This is a genomic window from Streptomyces sp. NPDC033216, from assembly GCF_055577115.1.
The window spans coordinates 739,199-762,660 of record NZ_JBVIQK010000001.1; the positions used below are offsets into that span (position 1 = coordinate 739,199).

Below are 23,462 nucleotides of genomic sequence, written 5' to 3' on the forward strand. Positions count from 1 at the left end.
GGGATCACCCGCTCACACCCGGTAGACCTTGGTGGCATGAGCAGCGCATGGGACGCCCCTGACACCGACCGCCGTGACACCCGCGGAGCCACCCCGGACGGCGCCGCCTGGCTGGCGTCCGCCGGCCCGTTCCCCCGCAGCACGCTCGCCCTGTGGCAGGAGCGTCCGCACGCCCCGGTCGTGCTGCCCTGCGGTTCCGTCTTCGACGTGGTGAGCGCGCCCGCGATGTTCGGGCGGCTGATGCTGGACCGGCTGTGGGACGAGGGGCCGGGCGCCGGGCCGGTGGCCGCGTTCCGCGGGCGGATGCTGCTGTTCGCCGCTCCCGGCACCGCCCAGCGGCTGCCCTCCCTCCTGGAGTGGGAGGAGTGGAGCGCCCACGGCCGCCAGGACGGCCGTACCGCGACCGTGCCGCCGCTGCTGTGCCACGGCAACGGGGACGCGATCACCGTGCCGGCCCCGCTCGCCGCGGAGGTGACCGGCACCTCCGCCCGCTGGGTCACCGCGCCGGACACCCGGCACCCCTGGCTGCCGGGCCCGGAGACCCTGCTCTGGGCGGCCGTCCGGGCGGCCCGTACCGCCGTGCGGATATCGATTTCTCACGCCTCGGATGCGGATGCTAAGGTCTACGACGTCAGCAGGCGCCGCTAGCTCAGTTGGTTAGAGCAGCTGACTCTTAATCAGCGGGTCCGGGGTTCGAGTCCCTGGCGGCGCACAGACAGCAAGGCCCCTCGCGCAAGCGAGGGGCCTTTCGCGTGCCGCCGGTGGCTACGCAGTGATCCGTACCGTCCACGCCCCCGCCGCCGTGCGCCCCTCCACCTCCACCCGGACGCCCTCCTCCGGGACCGTGAAGCTCTCGCCGGCGCCGACCGGGGCGTCGGCGAGGGGCGGGTAGACCGAGTCGCCCCAGCAGGCGTCGGTGCCCGGGTGGGCGTCGACCACCTCGACCGGACCGCGGCCGGACTCGGCGCCGCTCTGGACGCGGTAGACGAGCACGCCGGAGCGGCAGGACGCGCGGTCGTTGCCGATCCGGCCGCGGGCCTCGAAGGCGAGCGCGCTGTGGGCGCCGGTGCGTACGACCGCGAGTTTGGTGCCGTTGCCGAGTCCGAAGGCCGGCGAACCGGACGCCCGGCTCACCGGTACGCCCGGTCCCGCGCCCAGCGGCTCCAGCGTCAGCCGCGTCGCCGTCCCCCGCGGCACGCACACCACCTGGCGCGGTTCCAGCCAGCCCAGCTTCCACTTGTGCCAGGCGAACAGGTCCGGAGCGAGGCCGAACTGGCTGCCCATCAGGTCCCAGTCGCCGACGTGCGTGTCCCAGTCGCCCTTGCCGTCCGTGGGGCGGTGGTAGAGGTCGGGCAGGTCGAACACGTGCCCGGTCTCGTGGGCGAGGACGAGCCGGTCCGGCGGATGCTGCTCGAAGACGGTGACGACGCGCCGGATGTCGGTGCCGTCGGCGTGCAACGGATGGTCCATGTTGACGACCTTGGTGGCGTCGGAGTCCACACCGGGGGCGTCCGGGTCGGCGACGAAGTAGACGACGTCGTAGCGGGAGAAGTCGACCTGGCGGTCGGCCGCGGCGAGGGCGTCACGCAGGTAGGCGCCGCGGTGATCGGCGTTCCAGTCCCGCCGTATGGCGTACGCGGTGGACGGCTTCGGCATCCGGATCCAGCGTTTCAGGTGGTGCGGGCGCAGGGTGAACCTGCCGTAGGAGGCCTGCTGGAAGTAGCGGCTGGTGGCCGGGAAGTGATCCGCGGCGAGTTCGGCCGGGGGAATCATCGGCACCCAGTCCGGGAACGACAGGAAGATCATCACCGCGTCGAGGGCGCGGGCGGGCCGTGGGTAGGCGGCGTTCCAGGTGTCCAGCCCCTCGGAGTGGTGGGCGTCCGTGCGCTTCAGGGCGCAAGGGGTGGCCGAGAAGGGTTCCGCGGCGGGGGCGCTGATGAGGCAGGTCGCGGCGAGTGCTGTCAGGGTGGTGAACATGGCCGCGGTGCTGCGCAGTCGGGGGCGCGGGAGCTGTCGCGGCACAGAGACCTCCGGGGGCGGTTCACGGGGCACCGCCACCCAGCCTCTGAGAATTTGTCGCATTACGCCCTGTTTGCCTGCCCCAGACGAGTGAGGGCGGGAAAACGGGGGCATCATTGCCGACACCCCCGGAATACTCACGGAACGTCACAAGCGGTCGGCCGCCCGCAGAACCGGTCCACCTGGGGGCAGAAACGATCTGTCAGAAACGCCGGTTGTTCCGGGACACTGGGCAGTGGCTGCGCACGTCCGGGACAGCCTCTATGATCGGCAGACTTTCCTGCGCGGACAGAGATCGAGTGCACTGCGGGAGCGAGCGGTGAGCGGAACGTCCGAAGGGCCGACGCCCGCGGCAGACCTCGACCGGTCGGCCGTCACGGTGAGTGACATCAAGGCATCTCCTGGTGGAGGTGCCGCCGAGAGCGGCGACGGTGGGCCACCGGCCTACCGTTCCGTCTTCGCGGCCGCCCCCCTGGCCATGGCCGTCGTGGACCGGGAGGGCCGGGTCACCGACGCCAACGGGGCCCTCGGGGCGCTGCTCGGCGGCGGGTCCGCGGGGCTGGTCGGGCGGTCCGCCGCCGACCTGCTGGACCTGGCCTCCGACGCGCGCACCTGGCACGCCTACCAGGAGGTGCTCCGCGGCCGCCAGGCGAAACTACGCTGCACACGGCGACTGAAACGGCCCGACGGGCGCTCGCTGTGGGCGCAGGTCACGGTGGCCCCGCTGGACGGCGGTCCGGGCGGCGTGCTGCTGTCGGTCACCGACGTCAGCGGTCAGCGGGAGTTGCAGGCCCGGCTTCGGCACCTCCAGATGCACGATCCGGTGACCCGGCTGCCCAACCGCGCGCTGTTCTTCGAGCGGGTGACGGGCGCGCTGGAGGCGGAGTCGTACGAGCAGAGCGGGACCGGCCGGATCGGGCTGTGCTATCTGGACCTGGACGGCTTCAAGGCGGTCAACGACACGCTCGGCCACCGGGTCGGCGACCGGCTGCTGGCCGCGGTCGCCGAGCGGCTGACCACGTGCGCGGAGGTTGCCGGGCGGGCCCGGCCGAGCGTGCCGCTGGTGGCGCGGCTCGGCGGGGACGAGTTCGCGCTGCTGGTGGAGGACTCCACGGGCACCGAACAGCTCGCGGATCTCGCCGAGTCCGTGCGGAAGGCGCTGCACGCGCCGTTCGACCTCTCCGGGCAGCGGCTGAACGTGTCCGCGTCGATCGGGGTCGTCGAGCGGCACGCGGCCGGCACCACGGCCACCGGACTGATGCAGGCCGCCGACACCACGCTCTACTGGGCGAAGGTGGACGGCAAAAACCGCTGGACGCTGTTCGACCCGGAACGCAACGCGCATCTGATGACCCGACAGGCGCTGGCCTCCACCCTGCGGCCGGCCATCGAGCGGGGCGAGTTCCGGCTCGACTACCAGCCCCTGGTGGGGATGTCGGACGGCCGGCTGCGGGGGGTGGAGGCGCTGGTGCGCTGGGACCACCCCCGTTTCGGTCTGCTGTCGCCGAATCGGTTCGTCGCGCTGGCCGAGGAGGACGGCTCGATCGTGCCGTTGGGCCGTTGGGTGCTGGCCACCGCCTGCCGGCAGGCGCGTGACTGGCAGTTGGCGCACCCGGACGACCCACCGCTGTTCGTGAGCGTCAATGTGGCGGTGCGTCAGGTGTGGGACTCGGACCTGGTGGCTGATGTGGCGGAGATCCTCGCCGAGACGCAACTTGACCCGGAACTCCTTCAGTTGGAGCTGACGGAGTCCGCGGTGATGGGCTCGGCGGGGCGGCCGTTGCAGGCTCTCCAGGCGCTGAGCGACATGGGTGTGAACATCGCGATCGACGACTTCGGCACCGGCTACTCCAACCTGGCCTATCTGAGCCGGCTGCCGGTGTCGGTGCTCAAGCTCGACGGGTCGTTCGTGCGGGGCTTCCAGTACGAGGGCACGGAGGCGTCGCCCAATCCGGCCGACGAGGTCGTCGTCGAGGCGATGATCGACCTCGCGCACCGGCTCGGGCTGACGGTGACCGCGGAGTGCGTGGAGACGTCCGCGCAGGCCACCCGGCTGCGCCGGATCGGCTGCGACACCGGACAGGGGTGGCTGTACTCCCGCCCGGTGCCGCCGGACCGTATCTCCGAGCTGATGGCCGGAGCGTCCTACGCCGTCGGCAACCCGTAGGCGTCCGCGACGAGTTCGTAGGAGCGCAGGCGCAGGTCGCCTCGGTGGGCGTGGCTGGTGAGCATCAGCTCGTCGGCGCCGGTGCGCTTGTGCAGGCCGTCGAGCCCGGAGCGGACCTCGTCTGGTGTGCCGTGAATGATGTTCGCGGTCCAGGAGTCGACGAACTCCTTCTCCAGCGGGGTGAACTCGTGGGCCTCCGCCTCCTGCGGGGAGGGGAACAGGCCGGGCCGGCCGCCGCGCAGCCGGACCATGTTCAGGCCGGTGGCCAGGACCTGGCGGCGCGCCTCGCGCTCGTCGTCGGCGGCGAGCACCGACACACCGATGAGGGCGTACGGCTCGTCGAGGACCGCCGACGGACGGAAGGACTCCCGGTAGAGGTCGAGGGCCGGGACGGTGTTCTGCGCGGAGAAGTGGTGCGCGAAGGCGAACGGCAGGCCCAGCAGGCCGGCCAGCCGGGCGCTGAAGCCGGAGGAGCCGAGCAGCCAGACCGGCGGGCGGTGCCGCGACTGCACGCCGCCGGGGGAGGTGGCCTGGACCGGCCCCGGGACCGCGTGGATGCGACGGTAGGGGTGGCCGTCGGGGAAGTCGTCGTCGAGGAACCGGGTCAGCTCGGCGAGCTGCTCGGGGAAGTCGTCCGCACCCTCGTTCAGCCGGTCGGTGCGGCGCAGGGCGGCGGCGGTGGCGCCGTCGGTGCCGGGGGCGCGGCCGAGGCCGAGGTCGACGCGTCCGGGGGCCAGGGCCTCCAGGGTGCCGAACTGCTCGGCGATCACCAGCGGGGCGTGGTTGGGCAGCATGACGCCGCCCGAACCGAGCCGGATGCGGTCGGTGTGGGCGGCGAGATGGGCGAGGATCACGGCGGGCGAGGAGGAGGCGACGCCCGGCATGGAGTGGTGCTCGGCGACCCAGTAGCGGTGGAAGCCGCGGGCCTCGGCGAGCCGGGCGAGACCGACGCTGGTGCGCAGGGCGTCGGTGGCGGTGTGCCCGGAACCGACGGTGACCAGGTCCAGAACGGAGAGGGGGACGGGTGCGGTGCCGTGCGTCGCGCCGCGGATCCCGTCGGCCGACGGGTCCCCGGGCGTCGTTCCACCCGCCCTGTTCTCGCCTGCCGCCGTCTCGTCTGCCGCCACGGGTTCCTCCTGCGTCTGTGCCTGCGCTGTCCTCCGGACGCTAACAGGAGGGTGTCCCCGGTTATTCCCGGCCGGTCGCGGGCGGGTGTTCCGGGCCCCGCCCGCTCAGGCCGGCACGATCGGCTCACGCCGGCACGATCGGCTCACGCCTGCACGATCGGCTCCCGAGTGAACAGCGCTCCCAGGCCGGGCGCGTTGACCCGCCGGTCCGTCAGCCGCAGCGCCTCCCAGACGGTGACCTGGCTGGCGGTGAGGACCGGTTTGCCCAGGTCCTTCTCCAGGTCGGGGAGGTAGGCCGCCGTGCGCAGGGCGGTGTCGGGGAGAAGGACCGCCTCCGCGTTCGGGGTGTCGGCCTCGCGGGCCAGGGCGAACACCTCCGCCTCGCCCCAGGTACCGACCTCGGCGGCCGTGACGGGGGCGGCGCCGCGCAGTGCCGTGACCTCGACCCCGCCCGCCCGAAGGAACTCGGCGAAGAGTGCGGCGACGTCGTCGGGGTAGGTCGCCCCGACCGCGACCCGGGCCGCGCCCAGCTCGTTGGCCGCGTGGACGAAGCCGAAGGAGGTGGAGGAGGCGGGCGTCCCGGCGCTGCGGGCCAGCGCGCGCACCTGCTCGTGGGCGCCCTCCCAGCCGTGCACGAAGCCGCCACTGGCGCAGGCCCACACGATCGCCTCCGCGCCGGACAGCCGCAGCTGTTCCACGCCGGCCGCGAGGCGCTCGGGCGCGCCCAGCTGCCGCAGGGCGTCGAGGCGGTGCGCGTCCTCGTCGATGTCCGTGTGGGAGATGTCCACCCGGATGTCACTGCCCAGGAGCTGCTCGATGCGGGGGTAGTCGTCCTCGGCGGAGTGGCCCGGGTAGAGGAATCCGAGTGTGGTCATGTCCAGCCTTCCTGCTGTCTTCCGGCAGAGCGGGGGCCGGTTCCGCGCCCCCTCGTCCAGCAGGGCCGGTACGGCCCCACGGCTCGGGTACCCAATCGGCGCAGCGCCGCCCACCCGGTCACCTGGATGGCCGAGATGACGGGTATGCGTCATTCCGCCTCGCTCCGGGGGATGGCGCCACCTGTCGGGAGGCGGGTGCGGAAGACGAACAGCGCTTCGGCGACCGTGCCGCTCGGGAGGCGGTGACCCGGAGGCCTGCCTCCCGCCCACGGTTCCGCCCGTCGCCACCGTCCGCCTCGCACAGCGCCCCCTTCCCGGCGCCCGCGCCGCCGGAGCTGCCGCGGGCGCGGGCGACTGGCGCGACGGCGATCAGGGTGCGGGACGGCGTCGCCGAGCGTGTCGTGCTCGCCGACCCGGCGGGCCGGGTGCGGACCCGCCTCGACGGGCACGTACGGCCGGCATGGGCGTCAGGCGGAGGGGACGTGGTCGGGCACCCGGCGCCGCGGCGCACGGTCCAGGCGAAGCCGGACGGCGCGACCACGCCGAGGCCGCACCGGCCCGGGGCCGCCGAGAAGGGTGACCTCCACGGCCGCCGCCCCCGCCGGGAGGCAGGGCGGCGCAACGGGCCGGGCGGACGGCCGTGTTGACGACGGTGGGTTCGGGTGCCAACGTGGTCAATCCGCGCACGTCGGACCCTTGGTCACGACCGGGGAACGAGGCCCTTGCCACGGCCGGGGAATCGGACTTTTCGGCCCGGCCGGGGAAGGGGCATCGGATGACCGCGCTTCCCACCCTCCTCGTCCTCGACGCCGAGCCTCCGCCCCGCCTGGGCCGGCTCACCGGGCGGGCGCGGGTGGTGCGCACCGACGGGGCGGGGCTGGCCGGCCGACTGCCCGAGGCCGACGTCCTGCTGGTGTGGGACTTCGCCTCGCACGCGGTGCGCGCCGCCTGGCCCGGCGAGGGTCCGCGGCCCCGCTGGGTGCACACCGCGAGCGCGGGCGTGGACCATCTGCTGTGCCCGGAGCTGGTCGCGTCGGACACCGTGGTGACGAACGCCCGCGGAATCTTCGACGCGCCGATCGCGGAGTACGTCGCCGCCCTGGTGCTGGCGATGGCGAAGGACCTGCCGCGCACCTGGGAACTCCAGCGGGAGCGCGAGTGGCGGCACCGGGAGAGCCGGCGGGTGGCCGGGACGCGCGCGGTCGTCGTCGGTTCGGGGCCGATCGGCCGGGAGATCGCCCGCACCCTGAAGGCACTCCGCGTCACCGCGGCGGTGGTCGGCCGGGTTCCGCGCACCGGTATCCACGGCCCCGAGGACCTGGACCGGCTGCTCGCCCGCGCCGACTGGGTGATCGCCGCGGCTCCGCTGACGGAGCAGACGCAGGGCATGTTCGACCTGCGCCGGTTCGGCGTGATGCAGCCGTCGGCGTGCTTCGTGAACGTCGGCCGGGGGCAGCTCGTCGTCGAGGACGCGCTCGTGCGGGCGCTGGAGAGGCGGTGGATCGCGGGGGCAGCGCTGGACGTCCTCACCACCGAACCCCTGGCCGCCGGCAGCCCGTTGTGGCGGGTGCCGGGGCTGCTGGTCTCCCCGCACATGAGCGGGGACACGGTCGGCTGGCGGGACGAACTCGGCGCGCAGTTCGTGGAGTTGTTCGAGCGGTGGGCGGCGGGCCGGCCGCTGCCGAACGTGGTCGACAAGCGGCGCGGGTACGTGCCCGGACACTGACATCCTCTGGAGGGTGCATGACGGACCTGACCACCTTGACCGCGGGACGGCTCCTGGACGGCTACCGCAAGGGCGAGTTCGGCCCGGTGGAGGCGACCCGTGCGGCCCTGGAGCGGGCCGAGCGGGTCCAGCCGGAGGTGAACGCGTTCGTGCGGATCCTGGCCGAGGAGGCTCTCGCGCAGGCCCGTGACGCGCAGGAGCGGTGGCGGCGCGGGGAGCCGCGGGGCGCCCTGGACGGGGTACCGGTCACGGTGAAGGACATCCTGCTGCTGAAGGGCCATCCCACCCTGCGCGGCTCGACGTCGGTCGATCCGGGCGGGCGTTGGGAGGAGGACGCGCCGTCCGTGGCCCGGCTGCGGGAGGCGGGCGCGGTGTTCCTCGGCAAGACGACGACCCCCGAGTACGGCTGGAAGGGCGTCACCGACTCGCCGCTCACCGGCGTCACCCGCAACCCGCACGACCCGACCCGTACGGCGGGCGGTTCCAGCGGGGGCAGCGCGGCCGCCGTGGCGCTCGGCGCGGGCCCGCTGTCCCTGGGCACGGACGGCGGGGGCAGTGTGCGCATCCCGGCCGCCTTCTGCGGGATCTTCGCGCTGAAACCGACGTACGGCCGGGTCCCGCTCTATCCGGCCAGCGCCTTCGGGACGCTCGCGCACGTCGGTCCGATGACGCGGGACGCGGCGGACGCGGCGCTGCTGCTGGACGTGATCGGGGTGCCCGACTCCCGCGACTGGTCGGCGCTGGGCCCGGCCGGCGGGTCGTTCACGGCGGCGCTGGGCGGGGGTGTGCGCGGGCTGCGGGTGGCGTACTCGCCGTCGCTCGGCGGCCAGGTCGCCGTGCGCCCCGCGGTCGCGGCGGCGGTCCGGCGGGCGGTGGAGCGGCTGGCCGCGCTCGGCGCGTACGTCGAGGAGGCCGACCCGGACTTCACCGACCCGGTGGACGCCTTCCACACCCTGTGGTTCGCGGGGGCGGCCCGGGCGACGCAGCGTCTCGGGCCGTACCAGCGCGAGTCGCTGGATCCGGGGTTGCGCGTGATCAGCGCGCAGGGAGCCCGGTTCAGCGCCCTGGACTACCTGGCCGCGGTGGACGTCCGCATGGACCTGGGCCGCCGCATGGGCCGCTTCCACGACTCCTACGACCTGTTGCTCACCCCGACCCTGCCGGTCACGGCGTTCGAGGCGGGAGTGGAGGTGCCGAAGGGGTCGGGGCATCGGCGCTGGACGGGCTGGACGCCGTTCACCTACCCGTTCAACCTCACCCAGCAGCCTGCCGCGACCGTCCCCGTGGGCACGGACGGGGACGGGCTGCCGGTGGGCCTCCAGATCGTGGCCGCGCGCCACCGTGACGACCTGGTGCTGCGGGCGGCGCACGCGCTCCACGAGACGGGGGCCACGTGCGGCGCGAACTGAGCGTCTCCCCCGCCGCCCCGCACCGCCCCGTCCGCCACGGCTGGTCGCAGGCCCCCGCCATCACCGCCGGGCGCTCGCCGGGCCGCGGCCGGACGATGCCCGCAACCCCACCGACGTCGCCGTTCAGCGGCAGGCCGTCGCGCTCGTGGAAGGGAGCCGGGTCGGCGGCAGGGGTACCGGCGCGAACCTGGCGGCCGTAGCCGTAGGCACAGGAGCGGCGGAGCCAGGGAATTTCTCGGCGCCGTGTCGTGAGAGCCGTCGCGGCTACGGCCCGTGACCGCCCGATCACCGCAGGCCCCGGCTCCGGGGAATGCCTGCGGCATATGCCATTGGGTCGGAGTCGCAGTTGAGGGCAATGGGGGCCGCGCCGCAATCTCATCAACACCCTCTCCCCGGCGGCTACCCGCCGGTTATCGTGGTCGTGATTCACCGTCCGGATCACGGCCAGGAAAAGCGACCGGGGGGAAACCGTGGCGCTGAAGCACGAGCCGAAAACTCCGCACCACCCGGCCCAGGACGCCCTGCGCGTCCTGGAGACGGTGGCCCGGCACACCACAGGCGTCACCGACGCCGAACTCACCCGCGAGACCGGCCTCGGCACGGAGCGACTGACCCCGCTCCTGCGGATGCTGCGCCGCGAGGGATACGTCGAGCAGGTCGCCGACGGCGCGTACGTCACCGGCGACGCCCTGACCCGCCTGGCGTCCGCGCACCATCACGAGGAGGCACTCCGGGACCAGCTCCAGCAGACCCTGGACCGGCTGCGCGACGTTGTCGGCGCCGCCGTCTACTTCAGCCGCTACGTCGACGGCGAGGTCACCGTCACCCAGTACTCCGAGGGCCCGGCCACGCCCGCGGTCAACGAGTGGGTGGACTTCCGCTCCTGCGCCCACGCCACCGCGGTCGGCAAGAGCCTTCTCGGCCAGCTCGACCACAACGGCCGGCGCGACCACCTCTCCCGCCACAAGATGGCCCGCCTCACCTCGCGCACCATCACCAGCGACAGACTGCTCCTCTCCCGCCTGGAGTCCCAGCCGGCCACGGTGCCGGTGCTCGACCTCCAGGAGTACGCCGTCGGCACGGTCTGCGCGGCCGTCCCGATCACGGCCGGCTCCACCGCGGGCTCCCTGGCCCTGTCCCTGCCCGTCGAACGCGCCCACCGGCTGCGTCAGGCCGCCGACACCCTGAACAGGAGCGCGACGCGGGTCCTGCTCTCGATGGCCCTCTAGAAGAGCGGCCCTCACTACCTGGTCCCGAGCACCCTCGCGGACCAGGTAGTATTTTCTTCGTCGCCGGCCGCCGAAGGCGGAGGGCGGGAGTCATGCGCCGCTAGCTCAGTTGGTTAGAGCAGCTGACTCTTAATCAGCGGGTCCGGGGTTCGAGTCCCTGGCGGCGCACCATGACGATGGGGGCCTTGTTCGCGGAAACGCGAACAAGGCCCCCATCGTCATGTCAGCGTGGAGGACATCGCCACGCGCACCGGGCTCTCCCCCGCTCGCGGCCACGACCGCCTTGCGGCTTCGCCGCGCGCTGCGGGGGCCCGTCGGCCGTGCTCCGAACCGCCTCGCGAACGCCGCAGCGTCCCCCACCCCCGCCTCGGTGCCTGAGCCGAGCCGCAGCCCGTGGTCCCGGTCGTCCGGGCCGCCGGGTCGGTGGCCGACACGCGCCCGCCCCGTCACGAGGTGCGAGGCGAGCGCGTGCGCCCGTGCCGGTGGTCCCGGCCCCGGCGCACGCCGCCCGCCCCGCTCCGCGGCACTCAGAAGGTGACGTCGGAACAGGCGTAGAACGCGTTCGCCGTGTCGGCGATCGTCCACACCGCGACGATCACGTGGTGTCCGCTCAGCCCGGACGGCAGGGTGCCGCTGTGGGAGAGGGTCTGCGGCGGGCGCTGACCGCCGTAGGGCACCGTGAGGAACGGCGTCAGGTTGAGGTCGGAGCGCGCCAGGTTGTGGTTCTGGTTCCAGCCCGGCTTGGTGACGTAGTACTTGAAGTCGGTCGTGGCGTGCATGGCGGTGAACTGCCAGCGAAACGAGTAGGACTGCCCGCCCGTCACCCTGGTGGTCGGCCAGGCTCCGCCCGAGGGGGTCTTCGGGCTGTCGAGCTGGGCGAACGGGGCGTTGTTCGCCGAACAGATCCGCCCGTCGGCGGGGCCGGCGGCCGGGAAGCCCTTGGGGCCCTCGACGCTCTGCGGCTCCCACTGGATGTTGCCGCAGTTGGTGACGGAGCCGTTCTGGCAGAGCTTCTGCCTGCTGACGGGTAGGTCGGTGTAGCCGTGTCCGCTCGCGCCTCCGGCGGTGAGCACGAAGGCTCCCGCCGTGGTGAGGCCGAGCGCGGCGGCGTACCACTTGGTCTTTTTGCGCATGCTGCCGCTCCTGGAGAACGTGGGGAGATTCCGTGAGCCGTGCAGGTCTAGACCAAGTTCGAGATTATTGCCGATGGTTGAACATGTCCATACCAACGTGGGGACATGTTCGACGGGCCGTCAGGGCGGCTGCTCCCCCCGCCCCGAGCAGAACGCCACCGTCAGGTCCTTCACCAGCGCCTTGCGTTCGTAGTCGTCGAGTTCGACCAGCCCGCGCATGGTCAGCCGGGTCACCGTGTCCTCCACCGAGTCCACCACCGAGGTCAGCACCGAGGCCCGCTGCTGGGCGTCCAGCGCGGCGATCCGGCGCCGGTGCATCGCGGCGGCCACCTCCGGGGCGTACTCGACGCGCAGCGGTTGCACCGAGAACACCTCCAGGCCGATGGCGCCGGCGTCCCCCGCCACCCGCCGGGTCAGCGCCTCCCCGGCCGCCGCGACCGCACCCCGCCCGGCCCCCGGCGTCTCCACCGGGACGCGGGCGAGCGCCGCCTCGACGCACTCGCGCAGATACGTCTCGTGGTCCTCCACACCGAGGGTGGCCCGCGCGGTGTCCCGCACCCGCCACACCACGAGCGCCACCACCCGCAGCGCGACCCCGTTGCCGTCGGCCGCGGGCATCGCCTCGCTGCGCCAGTGCCGCAGCCGTACGTCGACCCGGCGGCGCAGCAGCAGCGGGTTCACCCACAGCAGGCCGGTCCGCCGGACCGTCCCCCGGTAACGACCGAACAGGCCGAGCACCCAGGCCCGCCCGGTCCGGCCGCGCGCCAGCCCCCCGAAGCCGAACAGGCCGAGGGCGCCCGCCCCCGCGTACGCCGCCCACTGCACCGGTCCGAGCCCCGCGCCGGCCGACGCGGGCAGTGCGAACGCCTCCACCGCCACCGGTGGCAGAACACCCGCCCACCAGGAGGTGGCGGCGCAGCCCGCCACCCCGCCCACCCCGGCGGCCACCCCCACCGCGCCGGGCAGCACACGGGCGGGCCGCTCGACGAGCGCGGGGTCGACCTGCGCCACCGGCCGGGCCTTCGCCGGAGTCGGCCGGCGAAACCTCGGCTGCTCGCCCGTGCCCGCCCGGCTGCCCACCACGGTGGGCCCCAGCGGCACCGGCCTCGGCTCGGCTTCGTCGCGGAACAGCAGATGGACGGGGATCTCGGTGGTCGCCTCGTTGTGGATCAGCCGGGCGGGCCGTGCCGGCCCTCCCTCCGATTCGGGCGTCTGAGAAGTGGTCGTGCTCATGCGTGCCTCCAGCCTCCGCGCCAGATACGCCATGTCAGTGGATGGGGACGACCGGGGTCGCCGGGAGTGGTCGGGACGACCGGGGTCGCCGGGGGCGGTCCGGTCGACGGGGGTCGCCGGGAGTGGTCGGGACGGGACGGCCAGGGGCGGTCCGGCGACCGGGGCCGCCGCGCGGTCCGGACGACCGGAGCGGTCAGGACTGCCCGACCGACCGGAGCCGCCGGGCAGCCCGGACGTTCGAGGTCGTCGAGCGTCCGGGCTACGAGAACAGCCGGCGCCAGGTCTCCGGCCCCGGATAGCCGTCGGCCGCCCCGCCGCGCCAGCCCTGGGCGCGTTGGAAGGCCTCGACGCCCCGCCGGTCCGCCTCGCCCCAGCGTGGTCCGGGTCCCTTCGTGTAGTACCTGCCGAACCCCTTCTTCACCAGCTGCCTCCCCAGCTGGGTGACGTGGGCGTTGTCCGCGCCGGGCCGGAACACGGCCCGGCCGGGATAGGCGGGGACACGCGGGGCGGGGGCGGGCGTGCCCGTCGCTCCGGACGCGATGTCCCTGCCCTTGCCGGTGGTCAGCAGCGACCAGGTCGACGGGCCGGGCAGCCCGTCGGCGTCGGCGCCGCGCCAGCCCTGGGCCAGCTGGAAAGCCTGAGTGGCCCGCCGATCGGCGTCCGTCCAGCGCGGGCCGGGGCCCGAGGTGTAGAACCGCTTCGCGCCGCGCTCGGCGAGGAGGCGGCCGAGCCGGGTGACGTGCTCGTTGTCGGCGCCGGGTCCGAAGGCCGCCGGTCCGGGATACGGGGGCGCCTCGGCGCCGGATCCCGGGTTGGCACCGTCCCCGCCGCCTCCCTTCCCCGGTGGCACCTCCGGCACGCCCGGAGCCGCCGGATCAGGGAGCAGGCCCTTGTGGCGGTAGGGGACGTACCGGCTGGAATTGGTCCAGTAGGCGTAGGGGGTGGCGAGCCGGCGGGTGGCCGGGCGGGTCTGCTCGTAGGCGATGTAGTAGCCGTGCGTGTGGTCCGTCCAGCCGCCGAAGAGGACGACGTGGGAGCCGTTGGTCGGATCGGCCGGGTTGTGGAACAGCAGCATGTCGCCGGGCTGGAGCTCCGCCTTGGTGATCCGGGTCGCGAACGTGGGAAGACTGCCCGTCCACTCGTTGCCCGGCAGGCTCCAGGCCATGGAGACGAAGCCCGAGCAGTCCTGCCGGTACCCGTCCGACCAGTACGCGCTCATGCTGTACGGCACCTTCGCCGCGACCCACCTTTTGGCGCGGTTGACGATCTCCGTTCGGGTGGTCGTCGGCAGCCTGACCGTGTCGGCGGGCTTGCCGCCGGGCCCGTGCAGCGGTGCCTTGCCGCCCTGCGGAGTCTCGGGTCCGTCGTCCGCGGGGGCGCCCGGCCGGTCGGGGGCCTGCTGAAGGGCGGCCGGGGCGGGGGCCGCGTGACCGGCTCCAGCTCCGGCTCCGAGGGCCGCGGAGGCCGCGGCCGCGATGACGACGGTGCGCCGGGCGGCCGGATGGCCGCCGATTCCGCCAGCCGGGAAAGCCGCTGCGACTCGCCTCCGGGCGACACATCCGGGGCATTCGCAGTCGCTCGCGGGATCGAATTCCTCGAACACCGGAGCCGCCATGCGATTCCCCTCACACTCCCCATGAAAATGTCCGCGACTGTGCACGTTCGCCAGTCTTCACCAACCACTTTGCGGACGCGCCTGCTGACGGTCCGAATGATGTACGCGGGCCCCTCCCGGGGGGTGCGGGGCAGGTCCGGGGGTCGGAAGCACCTCCCCAGGTCATGTAGAGTTACCGTCGTCAGCAGGCGCCGCTAGCTCAGTTGGTTAGAGCAGCTGACTCTTAATCAGCGGGTCCGGGGTTCGAGTCCCTGGCGGCGCACAGACACGGAGAAGCCCCTCGCGCGAGCGAGGGGCTTCTCCGCTGTTCCGGGCAGCCGCCCGGGGGGCCGTCACCGCGTGGTGCCGGTCAGGTACGCCGAGACGATCACGTTGGCCGTGTAGCTGCGGCTCGCCCGGTCGAAGGTGCCGGCGCAGGTGATCAGCCGCAGCTCGGCCCGGCCGGACTCGCGGGTGCCGTAGGCCCGGCGGGCGTCGAAGGCGTCGCGCTGGACCACCTCCACGTCGTCGACGGTGAACTCGGCGACCCTGCCGTCGGCGCGGACCACGCGGATCGTCTCGCCCGCCACGAGGGTGCTCAGCCGGTAGAAGACGCCGGGGCGGGTCTCGGTGTCGACATGGCCGACCATCAGCGCGGTACCGGCGGCTCCGGGCTTCGCACCGGCCGCGTACCAGCCGACGACGCCCGCCTGGTCGTAGGGCGGAGCGGCGATCCCGCCCTGGGCGTCCAGGCCGCGGGCCACCACCGGGGCCTGCACGCCCAGCCGCGGGATGTCCACGCGCTGCGGCAGCGCGGCGCCCAGCGGTCTGGCGGCGGGCGGCAGCTCGGTGTCGGCGGGCCGGCCCACGGCGGCCATGTCACCCGTGGCGGTGCCGGACACGCCGGGTGGTACGTCGGTCAGCTCCCGTCCCCACAGCCACAGGCCCGAGAGCAGGAGTGCCCAGGCCAGGAAGATCAGGAGACGGCCGGAGGAACGTTGCCGTTCGGACATGGTCATTCCGTCCCACGGCGCCGCCGCGTCCCGCGCAGCACCACGGCGACGGCGGCGGCGCCCACCAGGAGCAGACCGGTGACCGCGTGGGCGAGACCGGGGCCTGCCACGCCCGGCTCGTCGACGGCGGCCAGCGGCGCCGCACCTCCGCCGCCCGCCAGGACCGGCGCGACCGGGGACGCGGGCGTGGCGGGCCGGGCCGTGGCCGCGACGACCTTGAGCGCACCCTTGACCTCGAAGTCGGCGCAGGTGATCGTCACGCCGTAGGAGCCGGGGTCGATCGAGGTGCGGACGCGGGTCTCACCGGACAGCGAGCCGCCCGAGCCGACCAGGTAGGCGTCGGAGACGAACGCCTCGGACTCCGCGGTGACCTTCTCGCCCGAGCAGCCGGTGACCTCGAGCGCGACCTCGTCGCCGGGGGCCGGGACCGCCGGGAGCACCGAGACCCCGCCCGCCGGGTGCGCGGCGGACGCCGTCGGGGTGAGCGTCGCGGCGACGGCCGCGACACCCGCACAGATCGTGACTTTCAGTGAACCCATCGTGAACCTCCCGTACCTGGAGGCTCCCTCTCGCGCCGGTGCCCCGCATCTCCAGCGGGGCACCGCTGCTCCGTTCGGGTCACTGTTCCCCGGCGGCAGGTTTCAGATCCGGTCGACGAGGTCCGCGATCGAGTCGACCACCTTCGACGGGCGGTACGGGAAGCCGTCCACGTCCTCGGGCCGGGTCAGTCCGGTGAGCACCAGGAACGTCTGCATCCCGGCCTCCATCCCGGCCAGTACGTCGGTGTCCATGCGGTCGCCGATCATCGCGCTGGTCTCGGAGTGGGCGCCGATCGCGTTCAGCCCGGTGCGCATCATCAGCGGGTTGGGCTTGCCCGCGAAGTAGGGCTGCTTGCCTGTCGCCTTGGTGATCAGCGCGGCCACCGCGCCGGTCGCGGGCAGCGGGCCCTCGGTGGAGGGGCCGGTCTCGTCCGGGTTGGTGCAGATGAAACGGGCACCGCCGTTGATCAGCCGTACCGCCTTCGTCATCGCCTCGAAGGAGTAGGTGCGGGTCTCGCCGAGGACGACGTAGTCCGGCTCGTGGTCGGTGAGGATGTAGCCGATGTCGTGCAGCGCCGTGGTCAGGCCGGCCTCGCCGATGACGTACGCCGAACCGTCGGGCCGCTGGTCGTCCAGGAACTGGGCGGTGGCCAGGGCCGAGGTCCAGATGTTCTCGATCGGCACCTCGAGGCCCATGCGGCGCAGGCGGGCGTGCAGATCGCGCGGGGTGTAGATCGAGTTGTTCGTCAGCACGAGGAAGGGCCGCCCCGACTCGCGCAGCTTCTTCAGGAAGGAGTCTGCGCCGGGGATCGGGACCCCCTCGTGGATGAGCACCCCGTCCATGTCGGTGAGCCACGACTCGATGGGCTTGCGGTCTGCCATGTGGTGCGTCTCCTGGCGTGCGTACGGGCGGTGCGGGGCGCCGGAACCACGGCGTACCGACGCCCCCAGCCTAATCAGGACCGCGTGATCCGGAACCGGTCGATCACCGGTGAATGAGGCGGTGGGCTCGGTGTTCTCCCCGGAGAGCCGTCGCAGGGCGGGGACACGGGTCGCCGCGGGGCAGTCGTCGAGGCCCGCGGCGGAGGATTCGTAGAGGCCCGCAGCGGGGTCACCATGGCAGCCGCGAGGCAGTCGCGAGCCGCCGCGGACCAGTCGCGGGAGCGCCGTACCGCGCCGGAGAGCCTCGGAGAGGCTCAGCGGCGCTTGCCGTCAGCCGCGCTCGCCGTCAGCCGCGTGCCGTCAGCGGCGCTTCCGGGCCACCACCAGGGCGACGCCCGCGGCGAGGAGAGCGGCGGTGACGGCGAGAACACCGGCCGGTGAGGAGAGACCGGTCAGGGCCAGCTCCTGGGCCTCGTCGGCCAGGGAGGGCGGGGCGGAGGGGGAAGCGTCGGGGGTGGGGGTGGGAGCGGTGGCGGTCGACCGGGGGGCGGACTCGGAGTCGCGCTCGCTCTCTCCCTCCGTTTCGGGCTCCGTACCCGTTTCGGACTTCGCCTCGACGGCGAAGCGGTAGTCGTTGGACTGTCCGACCCATTCGCCGTCCTCGCCCTGTCGCTGGACCACCGCCGCGTTGGCGGTGACCTGGTTGGGCACGGCGTCCGAGGTGAGCGACAGGCGCAGCTTCACGGTGAGGGTCCGGCCCGGGGGCACGGTGAAACCGGGGAAGGCGGTGGGTCCCTCCGAGGGCTCGGAGGATTCCCCCGGTTCGCCGGGGGCGTCCGCGAGGGCTCCGACGAGTTCGTCCTCGTCGGTCGTCTCGAAGCGGACGGGGCGCGGGTGGCCGTCGTCGGCGTAGAACTCCAGCTGGGGCTGGGACGGCTTCAGGGCGTGCGCGGAGTCGACGAGGACGACGACCGGATGCACGCCGGCGCAGGTACGGGGGGTGGTGTTGGTGAGGTCGAGGAACCAGGTGCCGTAGCCGCCCCCGGCACGGTAGGAGGCGGGGCCGCCGTGGAGGCGGGTGGTGAGCGGAAAGTCCCCCGCGTCCGACGCGGCACAACGCGGCCCGGCTTCCGCGTGGGCGGGCACGGGCAGCAGAACGGCGGCTGCGGCGAGGCAGAGGGAGACGGGTGTGCACAGTCGCATGAACACGTGAGCCTGCCGGAGGGACCGGCCGAGCGCGGGTTGCCGCACCGTACGGCCGTGCGAATGCATCCGTTCGGCGGGGCGTCGGCTCCCCCGGCGGAGTCTTCTGCCGCACGTTCGTGTCACACGTCCGTGCGCCCGAACACCCGCCCCAGCAGCAGGTGGGCCGCGCCCTTTGCCACCTCGCCGGGCGCGAGCCGTACCGGCACGGCGGGCTCCGGAGAGCCCTCTCGGGCGGCTCGGGCGGCGAGGACCGCCGCGACTCCGCGGACGAAGGGATCCGGGGTGGCGGTGATCGTGCGGCCGCCGAGGAGGATCTGGTCGATGTCGAGCAGACCGGCGAGGTTCGCGGCCGCCGCGCCCAGTACACGGGCCGCCTCGGTCACGTCGCCCCGGCCGATGGCGGCGAGGCACAGTGCCTCCACGCAGCCGCGGTCGCCGCAGGGGCAGGGCGGGCCGTCCAGCTGGATGACCTGGTGGCCGAACTCCCCCGCGCCGGTGCGGGTACCGCGGTGCACCCTGCCGCCGATGACCAGGCCGGCGCCGAGCCCCGTACCGAGGTGGAGGTAGGCGAAGGAGCCGGGTTCACCGCCGACGGCGAGGCCGAGGGCGGCGGCGTTGGTGTCCTTGTCGACGACGACCGGCACGCCGAGCCGCCGCGCGAGCGCGTCCCGCAGGGGGAAGCCGTCCCACTCCGGGAAGCCGGTGACGCGGTGCAGGACGCCGTGGGTGTGGTCGAGCGGGCCGGGCAGGGCGACCCCGACCCCGAGCAGCCTGGAGACGGCCGCGGACCCCACCTCGCCGACCCCGCGTTCCACCGCCCCCAGCACGGCTTCCGCCCCGGCCCCCAGGTCCAGTGGGCCCCGCCGCTCCCTCACCACGCTCCCGTCGAGGTCGGCGAGGACGATCCGCAGTTCGTCGCGGTCGAGGTGGACGCCGATCGCGTGGGCGGCTCCGGGCACCAGCCGCAGCACCGTGCGCGGCTTGCCCCCCGTGGAGGCGCGGCGGCCGGCCTCCGCGGCGAGGCCCTCCTCCCGCAGCCGGGCGGTGATCTTGCTGACGGCCTGCGGGGTGAGGCCGGTGCGCTCGGCGAGTTCGAGCCGGCTGATGCCGTCCGGTCCGGCCGTGCGCAGCAGGTCGAGCACGAGCGCGGCGTTGTGACTGCGCACGGCGAGGAGATTCGCGCCGACGGCGCCGCCCGCCCCGCCACTGGCGCCGTCCGTGCCGTTTGCCGTGCCGCCGTTCGTCCTGTTCACGCGCCCCATTCTGCCCCGCGCTTGCACTTTGGCAACAGCGTTGCGAAAGTAGGTCGCATGACTGGTACCCCCCTCCGCGTGGGCCTGATCGGCTACGGCCTCGCGGGCTCCGTCTTCCATGCCCCGCTGATCGCCGCCACCGAGGGCCTCGCCCTCGACACGGTGGTCACCTCGAACCCCGAGCGGCAGGAGCAGGCCCGCGCCGAGTTCCCGGACGTGCGCGTCGCCGGCACCCCCGACGAGCTGTTCGCCCGTTCCGGGGACCTGGACCTGATCGTCATCGCGTCCCCGAACAGGACGCATGTGCCGCTCGCCCGGACCGCCCTCGAAGCGGGCCTCGCGGTCGTCGTCGACAAGCCGGTCGCCGGTACGGCAGCCGAGGCGCGGGAGCTGGCAGGCCTCGCCGAGAAGCGCGGACTGTTCCTCTCCGTCTTCCAGAACCGTCGCTGGGACAACGACTTCCTCACCCTGCGCGGCCTCCTCGCGGAGGACGCGCTGGGCGACGTGTGGCGTTTCGAGTCGCGGTTCGAGCGGTGGCGGCCGCAGCCCAAGGGCGGCTGGCGGGAGTCCGGCGATCCGGCGGAGATCGGAGGTCTGCTGTACGACCTCGGCAGCCATGTCGTCGACCAGGCGCTGGTCCTCTTCGGTCCGGTCACGCGGGTCTACGCCGAGTCGGTCGTCCGTCGGGCCGGCGCGGAGACCGACGACGACACGTTCCTCGCGCTCACCCACGCGAACGGCGTCCGCTCCCACCTCTACGCCTCGGCGACGACCGCGCAGCTCGGCCCGCGCTTCCGGGTGCTGGGCTCGAAGGCCGGCTATGTGAAGTACGGCCTGGACCCGCAGGAGGCGGCGCTGCGGGACGGCGAGCGGCCCGGCGCCGGCTGGGGCACGGAGCCCGAGGAACTGTGGGGGCGCCTCGGCTCGGGCGAGTCCCCGCTGACCGGCGGCGGACGACCCGTACGGACCCTGCCCGGCGACTACCCGGCCTACTACGCTGCGGTGGCGAAGGCACTGATCGACGGCGGTCCCAACCCGGTGACCGCCGCGGAGGCGGCCGCCGCGCTCGACGTCCTGGAGGCGGCCCGCCGTTCGGCACGAGACGGAGTGGCGGTGTCGCTGTGACCCACGAGATCACCCCCAGGTTCACCCCCGAGATCGCGCCGACCCTGGAGGAGTTGCAGGCGCAGGAGAGGCGCCTGGTCTTCCGCCGGTTCACCTTCGACGACGCCTGGGCGCTCGGCTCGCTGCTGGTGGAGCTGGCTCGGGAACGGCAGGCCCCGGTGGCCATCGACATCCACCGGGCAGGCCAGCAGCTCTTCCACGCGGCCCTCCCCGGCTCGGCCCCCGACAACGACGCCTGGATCGCGCGCAAGCGCCGGGTGGTGGAGCGCTACGGCGCCTCGTCCTACCTGGTGGGCTCGCGCCACCGCGCCAAGGGCACCACGTTCGAGGAGTCCTCGCGCCTGGACCCGGACGAGTACGCGGCCCACGGGGGCTCCTTCCCGATCAACGTCGAGGGCGTCGGCGTGATCGGCGCGGTGACGGTGTCGGGCCTGCCGCAACTGGAGGACCACCGGTTCGTGGTGGAGGCCCTGGAACAGTTCCTGGAGAAGGACGGGGACGGGCGCTGAGGCGCCCCTGAGCGCACCTCGGTTGCCTTGACCGCCCCACCCGGCCGGGCGCGGTGCCGCGCCGAACCGCGGCCCCGCGCCGGGGGCGCCACCGGCCACCCACGGTGCCGACGCCCCGCAGCCGACACACGACCGCAACCGACCACCCCGGGGCGCGGGCACGGCGCGACCAACCACGCACGGCCCGCATCCGACGGACGACCGCGGCCACCCACCCACCGCGAGTGCGCCCGCCCTCCCCAGCGGAGCGTCACGCCGGTTCGAGTTCCTGCCGCTGCCGCCCCAGCCCCTCGATCTCCAGCTCGACCACGTCCCCCGCCCGCAGGTACGGCTTCGGCTCGGGCTGCCCGAAGGCGACCCCCGCCGGTGTCCCGGTGTTGATGACGTCACCGGGGTGGAGGACCATGAACCGGCTCACGTAGCGCACGACCTCGCCCACGGGGAAGATCTGCTCGGCGGTGGTGCCGTGCTGCTTCAGTTCGCCGTTGACCCACAGCCGTAGGCCCAGGGTCTGCGGGTCGGGCACCTCGTCGGCCGTCACGAGCCACGGGCCGAGCGGGTTGAACGTCTCGCAGTTCTTCCCCTTGTCCCACGTGCCGCCCCGGTCCATCTGGAACTCCCGCTCGGAGACGTCGTGCGCGACGGCGTACCCGGCGACATGCGCGAGCCCCTCCCGCGCCGACTCCAGGTAGCGGGCGGTACGGCCGATGACGACCGCCAGCTCCACCTCCCAGTCGGTCCTGGTGGACCCGCGGGGCACGAGCACGGTGTCGTACGGCCCGACGACCGTGTCCGCCGCCTTCAGGAAGACGACGGGCTCGGCGGGCGCCTGGGACCCCGTCTCGCGGGCGTGGTCGTGATAGTTCAGCCCGATGCACACGACCTTGCCGATCCGGCCGACCGGCGGACCCACGCGCAGCCCGGCCTCGTCCAGCGCGGGCAGTTCGCCGGACTCCCCGGCGGCGCGGATCCGACCGAGCGCCTCGTCGTCGGCGAGCAGCGCGCCGTCGATGTCGTCCACGAGTCCCGACAGGTCCCGCAGGGTCCCCCGGGCGTCGAGCAGCGCGGGACGCTCCGCGCCCACCGTACCGACTCGCAGCAGCTTCATGATCACAATCTCCCTCGGTCGCGGGGCGCCCGCCGACGGGTGCGGCCGTCGGAGGGCGGGTCGATCGTCCAAGCTGAGCGTCCACTCCACAAGACCTGGTTCACGTACTGGACCGTCGCCACGCCTGCCACGGCCGTGTCACCTGTAGAGCACCGCCCGCTCGACGACGCTCCAGGCCGTGCTGGTGACGACGTACAGCGCGGCGGCCAGCGGCACGACGGCGACGGTGACCAGGGTGAAGAAGGACAAAAACGGCATGACCCTGGTGACCGCGCCCATGCCGGGCACCTCCTCGCCGCCGACCGCCGGGTTCATGGTGATCACGCGCCGGGAGAGCCGGTACCCGACGGTGGCGACGGCCGTGACGACGGCGAACAGCACGAGGTAGACGAGCCCGGCCCCGCCGAACACCCCGCCGGCGGCGAGGGCGTCGGTCCAGTGGTCGCCGAGGGGCGCGTCGAGGAGCTGGTGGGTGAGCAGACCGTTGGTCTCTCCGCCGATCGTGGAGTGCGAGAAGACGTAGTAGAGGAGGAGGAAGGCGGGCGCCTGGAGCAGGCTGGGCAGGCAGCCGGACAGCGGGGACACCTTCTCCCGCGCGTGCAGTTCCAGCACGGCCCGCTGGAGCTTCTCCGGGTCGCGGGCGTGCTTGCCGCGCAGTTCGGCGATCCGCGGCTGGAGGGCGGCGCGTGCCTTCTGGCCGCGTGCGGCGGCCCGTGACAGGGGATGGACGAGCAGCCGTACGAACGCGGTGAACAGGATGATCGCGGCGGCGGCCGCGGAGGCGTGGAAGAGGGGTTCGAGCAGCTCGGCGAACCGCTCGACGAGATGGACGAAGACAGCGAAGACGGACATGGGTGAGGAGCCCTCCGGGGGTCTCGTCGTGCCGGGGAAGTGGATACGGCGGCATGACGGCCCGCGCGGGGGCAGGAGGGTGTCGTTACCCGTTGCCCTACGCGACGGCCGTCGGGAGGGCGTGTCCGGGTGCCCGGGGCCTGGGCCGTCCGGAGGCGTCGGGATCACGTTGCGCGAGGAAGGCCGTACGGCGGTCACGATCGCGGATGGCCGTCCGCACCCGGGTGCGCGGCACGGCGGGGGCGCAGCGCGCGGTGACGAGCGAGCAGAGCGCGAGGGCGGCACCGGCCGCGGCGGTCGCGGCGAGCGCGACGGTCGCGGAGAGGCTGCCCGCGTCGAGCAGGGCGAGCCCGAGGACGGTGAGGACCAGGGCGACTCCGGGCCGGAGTCGAGGCAGGGGGGTGCGGAGCATGGTGCCGATCACTGCGGCCCCTCCCCCTTCCCCCGTTCACACGGCCGTGTG

General features: G+C 73.7%; 21 protein-coding genes and 3 tRNA genes. 10 read left to right on the forward strand and 14 right to left on the reverse strand.

From position 1 onward, the window contains the following. Positions 1 to 36 precede the first annotated feature (36 nt). A complete protein-coding gene (locus ACZ5Y0_RS03185) occupies positions 37 to 648 on the forward strand; it encodes a bifunctional DNA primase/polymerase (RefSeq protein WP_469126905.1) in 612 nt (203 codons plus the stop codon). Then, a tRNA-Lys gene (locus tag ACZ5Y0_RS03190) sits at positions 639 to 712 on the forward strand. Before ACZ5Y0_RS03185 ends, ACZ5Y0_RS03190 begins: the two co-directional genes overlap by 10 nt. 53 nt (positions 713 to 765) lie before the next feature. Here ACZ5Y0_RS03190 and ACZ5Y0_RS03195 read toward each other — a convergent pair. Beyond that, positions 766 to 2,022, reverse strand: a complete 1,257-nt coding sequence (locus ACZ5Y0_RS03195; protein WP_469126906.1) for a M6 family metalloprotease domain-containing protein — start codon at positions 2,020 to 2,022, stop codon at positions 766 to 768. 316 nt (positions 2,023 to 2,338) lie between these two features. Between ACZ5Y0_RS03195 and ACZ5Y0_RS03200 the strand changes: the two genes are divergently transcribed. Next, the gene (locus ACZ5Y0_RS03200; RefSeq protein WP_469126907.1) at positions 2,339 to 4,186 is read left to right on the forward strand and encodes a putative bifunctional diguanylate cyclase/phosphodiesterase; all 1,848 of its coding nucleotides are present in this window, start codon (positions 2,339 to 2,341) and stop codon (positions 4,184 to 4,186) included. Here ACZ5Y0_RS03200 and ACZ5Y0_RS03205 read toward each other — a convergent pair. Continuing rightward, positions 4,165 to 5,313: an LLM class flavin-dependent oxidoreductase gene (locus tag ACZ5Y0_RS03205; RefSeq protein WP_469126908.1), complete on the reverse strand. Its 1,149-nt coding sequence runs from the start codon at positions 5,311 to 5,313 to the stop codon at positions 4,165 to 4,167. The genes ACZ5Y0_RS03200 and ACZ5Y0_RS03205 overlap by 22 nt on opposite strands. Positions 5,314 to 5,456: 143 nt before the next feature. Then, positions 5,457 to 6,188 carry a maleate cis-trans isomerase family protein gene (locus tag ACZ5Y0_RS03210; RefSeq protein WP_469126909.1) on the reverse strand — a complete coding sequence of 244 codons (732 nt, stop codon included), beginning with the start codon at positions 6,186 to 6,188 and terminating at the stop codon, positions 5,457 to 5,459. A 775-nt stretch (positions 6,189 to 6,963) separates the two neighbouring features. Between ACZ5Y0_RS03210 and ACZ5Y0_RS03215 the strand changes: the two genes are divergently transcribed. The 4 genes from ACZ5Y0_RS03215 (at position 6,964) to ACZ5Y0_RS03230 (ending at position 10,723) form a co-directional block, all read left to right on the forward strand. Further along, positions 6,964 to 7,914, forward strand: coding sequence for a D-2-hydroxyacid dehydrogenase (locus ACZ5Y0_RS03215; RefSeq protein WP_469126910.1), 951 nt, complete (start codon positions 6,964 to 6,966; stop codon positions 7,912 to 7,914). A gap of 17 nt (positions 7,915 to 7,931) precedes the next feature. Continuing rightward, positions 7,932 to 9,323, forward strand: a complete 1,392-nt coding sequence (locus tag ACZ5Y0_RS03220) for an amidase (RefSeq protein ID WP_469126911.1) — start codon at positions 7,932 to 7,934, stop codon at positions 9,321 to 9,323. A gap of 470 nt (positions 9,324 to 9,793) precedes the next feature. Further along, positions 9,794 to 10,552 (forward strand): IclR family transcriptional regulator, encoded by a 759-nt coding sequence (locus tag ACZ5Y0_RS03225; RefSeq protein ID WP_469126912.1) that lies wholly within the window; start codon positions 9,794 to 9,796, stop codon positions 10,550 to 10,552. 94 nt (positions 10,553 to 10,646) lie between these two features. Beyond that, positions 10,647 to 10,723 (forward strand) — tRNA-Lys (locus tag ACZ5Y0_RS03230). Between the two features lie 356 nt (positions 10,724 to 11,079). Here the strand turns inward: ACZ5Y0_RS03230 and ACZ5Y0_RS03235 are convergent. From ACZ5Y0_RS03235 to ACZ5Y0_RS03245, 3 genes are all read right to left on the reverse strand, one after another. Continuing rightward, complete coding sequence (locus ACZ5Y0_RS03235) at positions 11,080 to 11,685, reverse strand: lytic polysaccharide monooxygenase auxiliary activity family 9 protein (protein ID WP_469126913.1); 606 nt, start codon at positions 11,683 to 11,685, stop codon at positions 11,080 to 11,082. Between the two features lie 120 nt (positions 11,686 to 11,805). Further along, positions 11,806 to 12,918, reverse strand: coding sequence for an SPFH domain-containing protein (locus tag ACZ5Y0_RS03240; RefSeq protein WP_469126914.1), 1,113 nt, complete (start codon positions 12,916 to 12,918; stop codon positions 11,806 to 11,808). Between the two features lie 259 nt (positions 12,919 to 13,177). Beyond that, a complete protein-coding gene (locus ACZ5Y0_RS03245; RefSeq protein WP_469126915.1) occupies positions 13,178 to 14,533 on the reverse strand; it encodes a peptidoglycan-binding protein in 1,356 nt (451 codons plus the stop codon). 188 nt (positions 14,534 to 14,721) lie between these two features. On the opposite strand from ACZ5Y0_RS03245, the gene ACZ5Y0_RS03250 reads away from it, so the two are divergent. Continuing rightward, positions 14,722 to 14,795 (forward strand) — tRNA-Lys (locus ACZ5Y0_RS03250). Positions 14,796 to 14,865: 70 nt separating this feature from the next. Here ACZ5Y0_RS03250 and ACZ5Y0_RS03255 read toward each other — a convergent pair. From ACZ5Y0_RS03255 to ACZ5Y0_RS03275, 5 genes are all read right to left on the reverse strand, one after another. Then, positions 14,866 to 15,525 (reverse strand): class F sortase, encoded by a 660-nt coding sequence (locus ACZ5Y0_RS03255; protein ID WP_469126916.1) that lies wholly within the window; start codon positions 15,523 to 15,525, stop codon positions 14,866 to 14,868. 2 nt (positions 15,526 to 15,527) lie between these two features. After that, entirely contained in the window at positions 15,528 to 16,064 is a 537-nt protein-coding gene (locus tag ACZ5Y0_RS03260; RefSeq protein WP_469126917.1) for a hypothetical protein, read from the reverse strand. A 102-nt stretch (positions 16,065 to 16,166) separates the two neighbouring features. Beyond that, a complete protein-coding gene (locus ACZ5Y0_RS03265) occupies positions 16,167 to 16,946 on the reverse strand; it encodes an HAD-IIA family hydrolase (protein WP_469126918.1) in 780 nt (259 codons plus the stop codon). Between the two features lie 360 nt (positions 16,947 to 17,306). Continuing rightward, a complete protein-coding gene (locus ACZ5Y0_RS03270; protein WP_469126919.1) occupies positions 17,307 to 18,149 on the reverse strand; it encodes a hypothetical protein in 843 nt (280 codons plus the stop codon). A gap of 122 nt (positions 18,150 to 18,271) precedes the next feature. Further along, a complete protein-coding gene (locus ACZ5Y0_RS03275; protein WP_469126920.1) occupies positions 18,272 to 19,414 on the reverse strand; it encodes an ROK family transcriptional regulator in 1,143 nt (380 codons plus the stop codon). Positions 19,415 to 19,462: 48 nt separating this feature from the next. Between ACZ5Y0_RS03275 and ACZ5Y0_RS03280 the strand changes: the two genes are divergently transcribed. Both ACZ5Y0_RS03280 and ACZ5Y0_RS03285 read left to right on the forward strand, forming a co-directional pair. Beyond that, positions 19,463 to 20,530: a Gfo/Idh/MocA family protein gene (locus ACZ5Y0_RS03280; RefSeq protein WP_469126921.1), complete on the forward strand. Its 1,068-nt coding sequence runs from the start codon at positions 19,463 to 19,465 to the stop codon at positions 20,528 to 20,530. Beyond that, complete coding sequence (locus ACZ5Y0_RS03285) at positions 20,527 to 21,039, forward strand: heme-degrading domain-containing protein (protein ID WP_469126922.1); 513 nt, start codon at positions 20,527 to 20,529, stop codon at positions 21,037 to 21,039. Before ACZ5Y0_RS03280 ends, ACZ5Y0_RS03285 begins: the two co-directional genes overlap by 4 nt. A gap of 250 nt (positions 21,040 to 21,289) precedes the next feature. Here ACZ5Y0_RS03285 and ACZ5Y0_RS03290 read toward each other — a convergent pair whose 3' ends face one another. The 3 genes from ACZ5Y0_RS03290 to ACZ5Y0_RS03300 form a co-directional block, all read right to left on the reverse strand. Beyond that, positions 21,290 to 22,147, reverse strand: coding sequence for a fumarylacetoacetate hydrolase family protein (locus ACZ5Y0_RS03290; protein ID WP_469126923.1), 858 nt, complete (start codon positions 22,145 to 22,147; stop codon positions 21,290 to 21,292). Positions 22,148 to 22,285: 138 nt separating this feature from the next. Next, a complete protein-coding gene (locus ACZ5Y0_RS03295; RefSeq protein WP_469126924.1) occupies positions 22,286 to 22,999 on the reverse strand; it encodes a YidC/Oxa1 family membrane protein insertase in 714 nt (237 codons plus the stop codon). A gap of 97 nt (positions 23,000 to 23,096) precedes the next feature. Beyond that, entirely contained in the window at positions 23,097 to 23,411 is a 315-nt protein-coding gene (locus ACZ5Y0_RS03300; RefSeq protein ID WP_469126960.1) for a DUF6412 domain-containing protein, read from the reverse strand. Positions 23,412 to 23,462 lie beyond the last annotated feature (51 nt).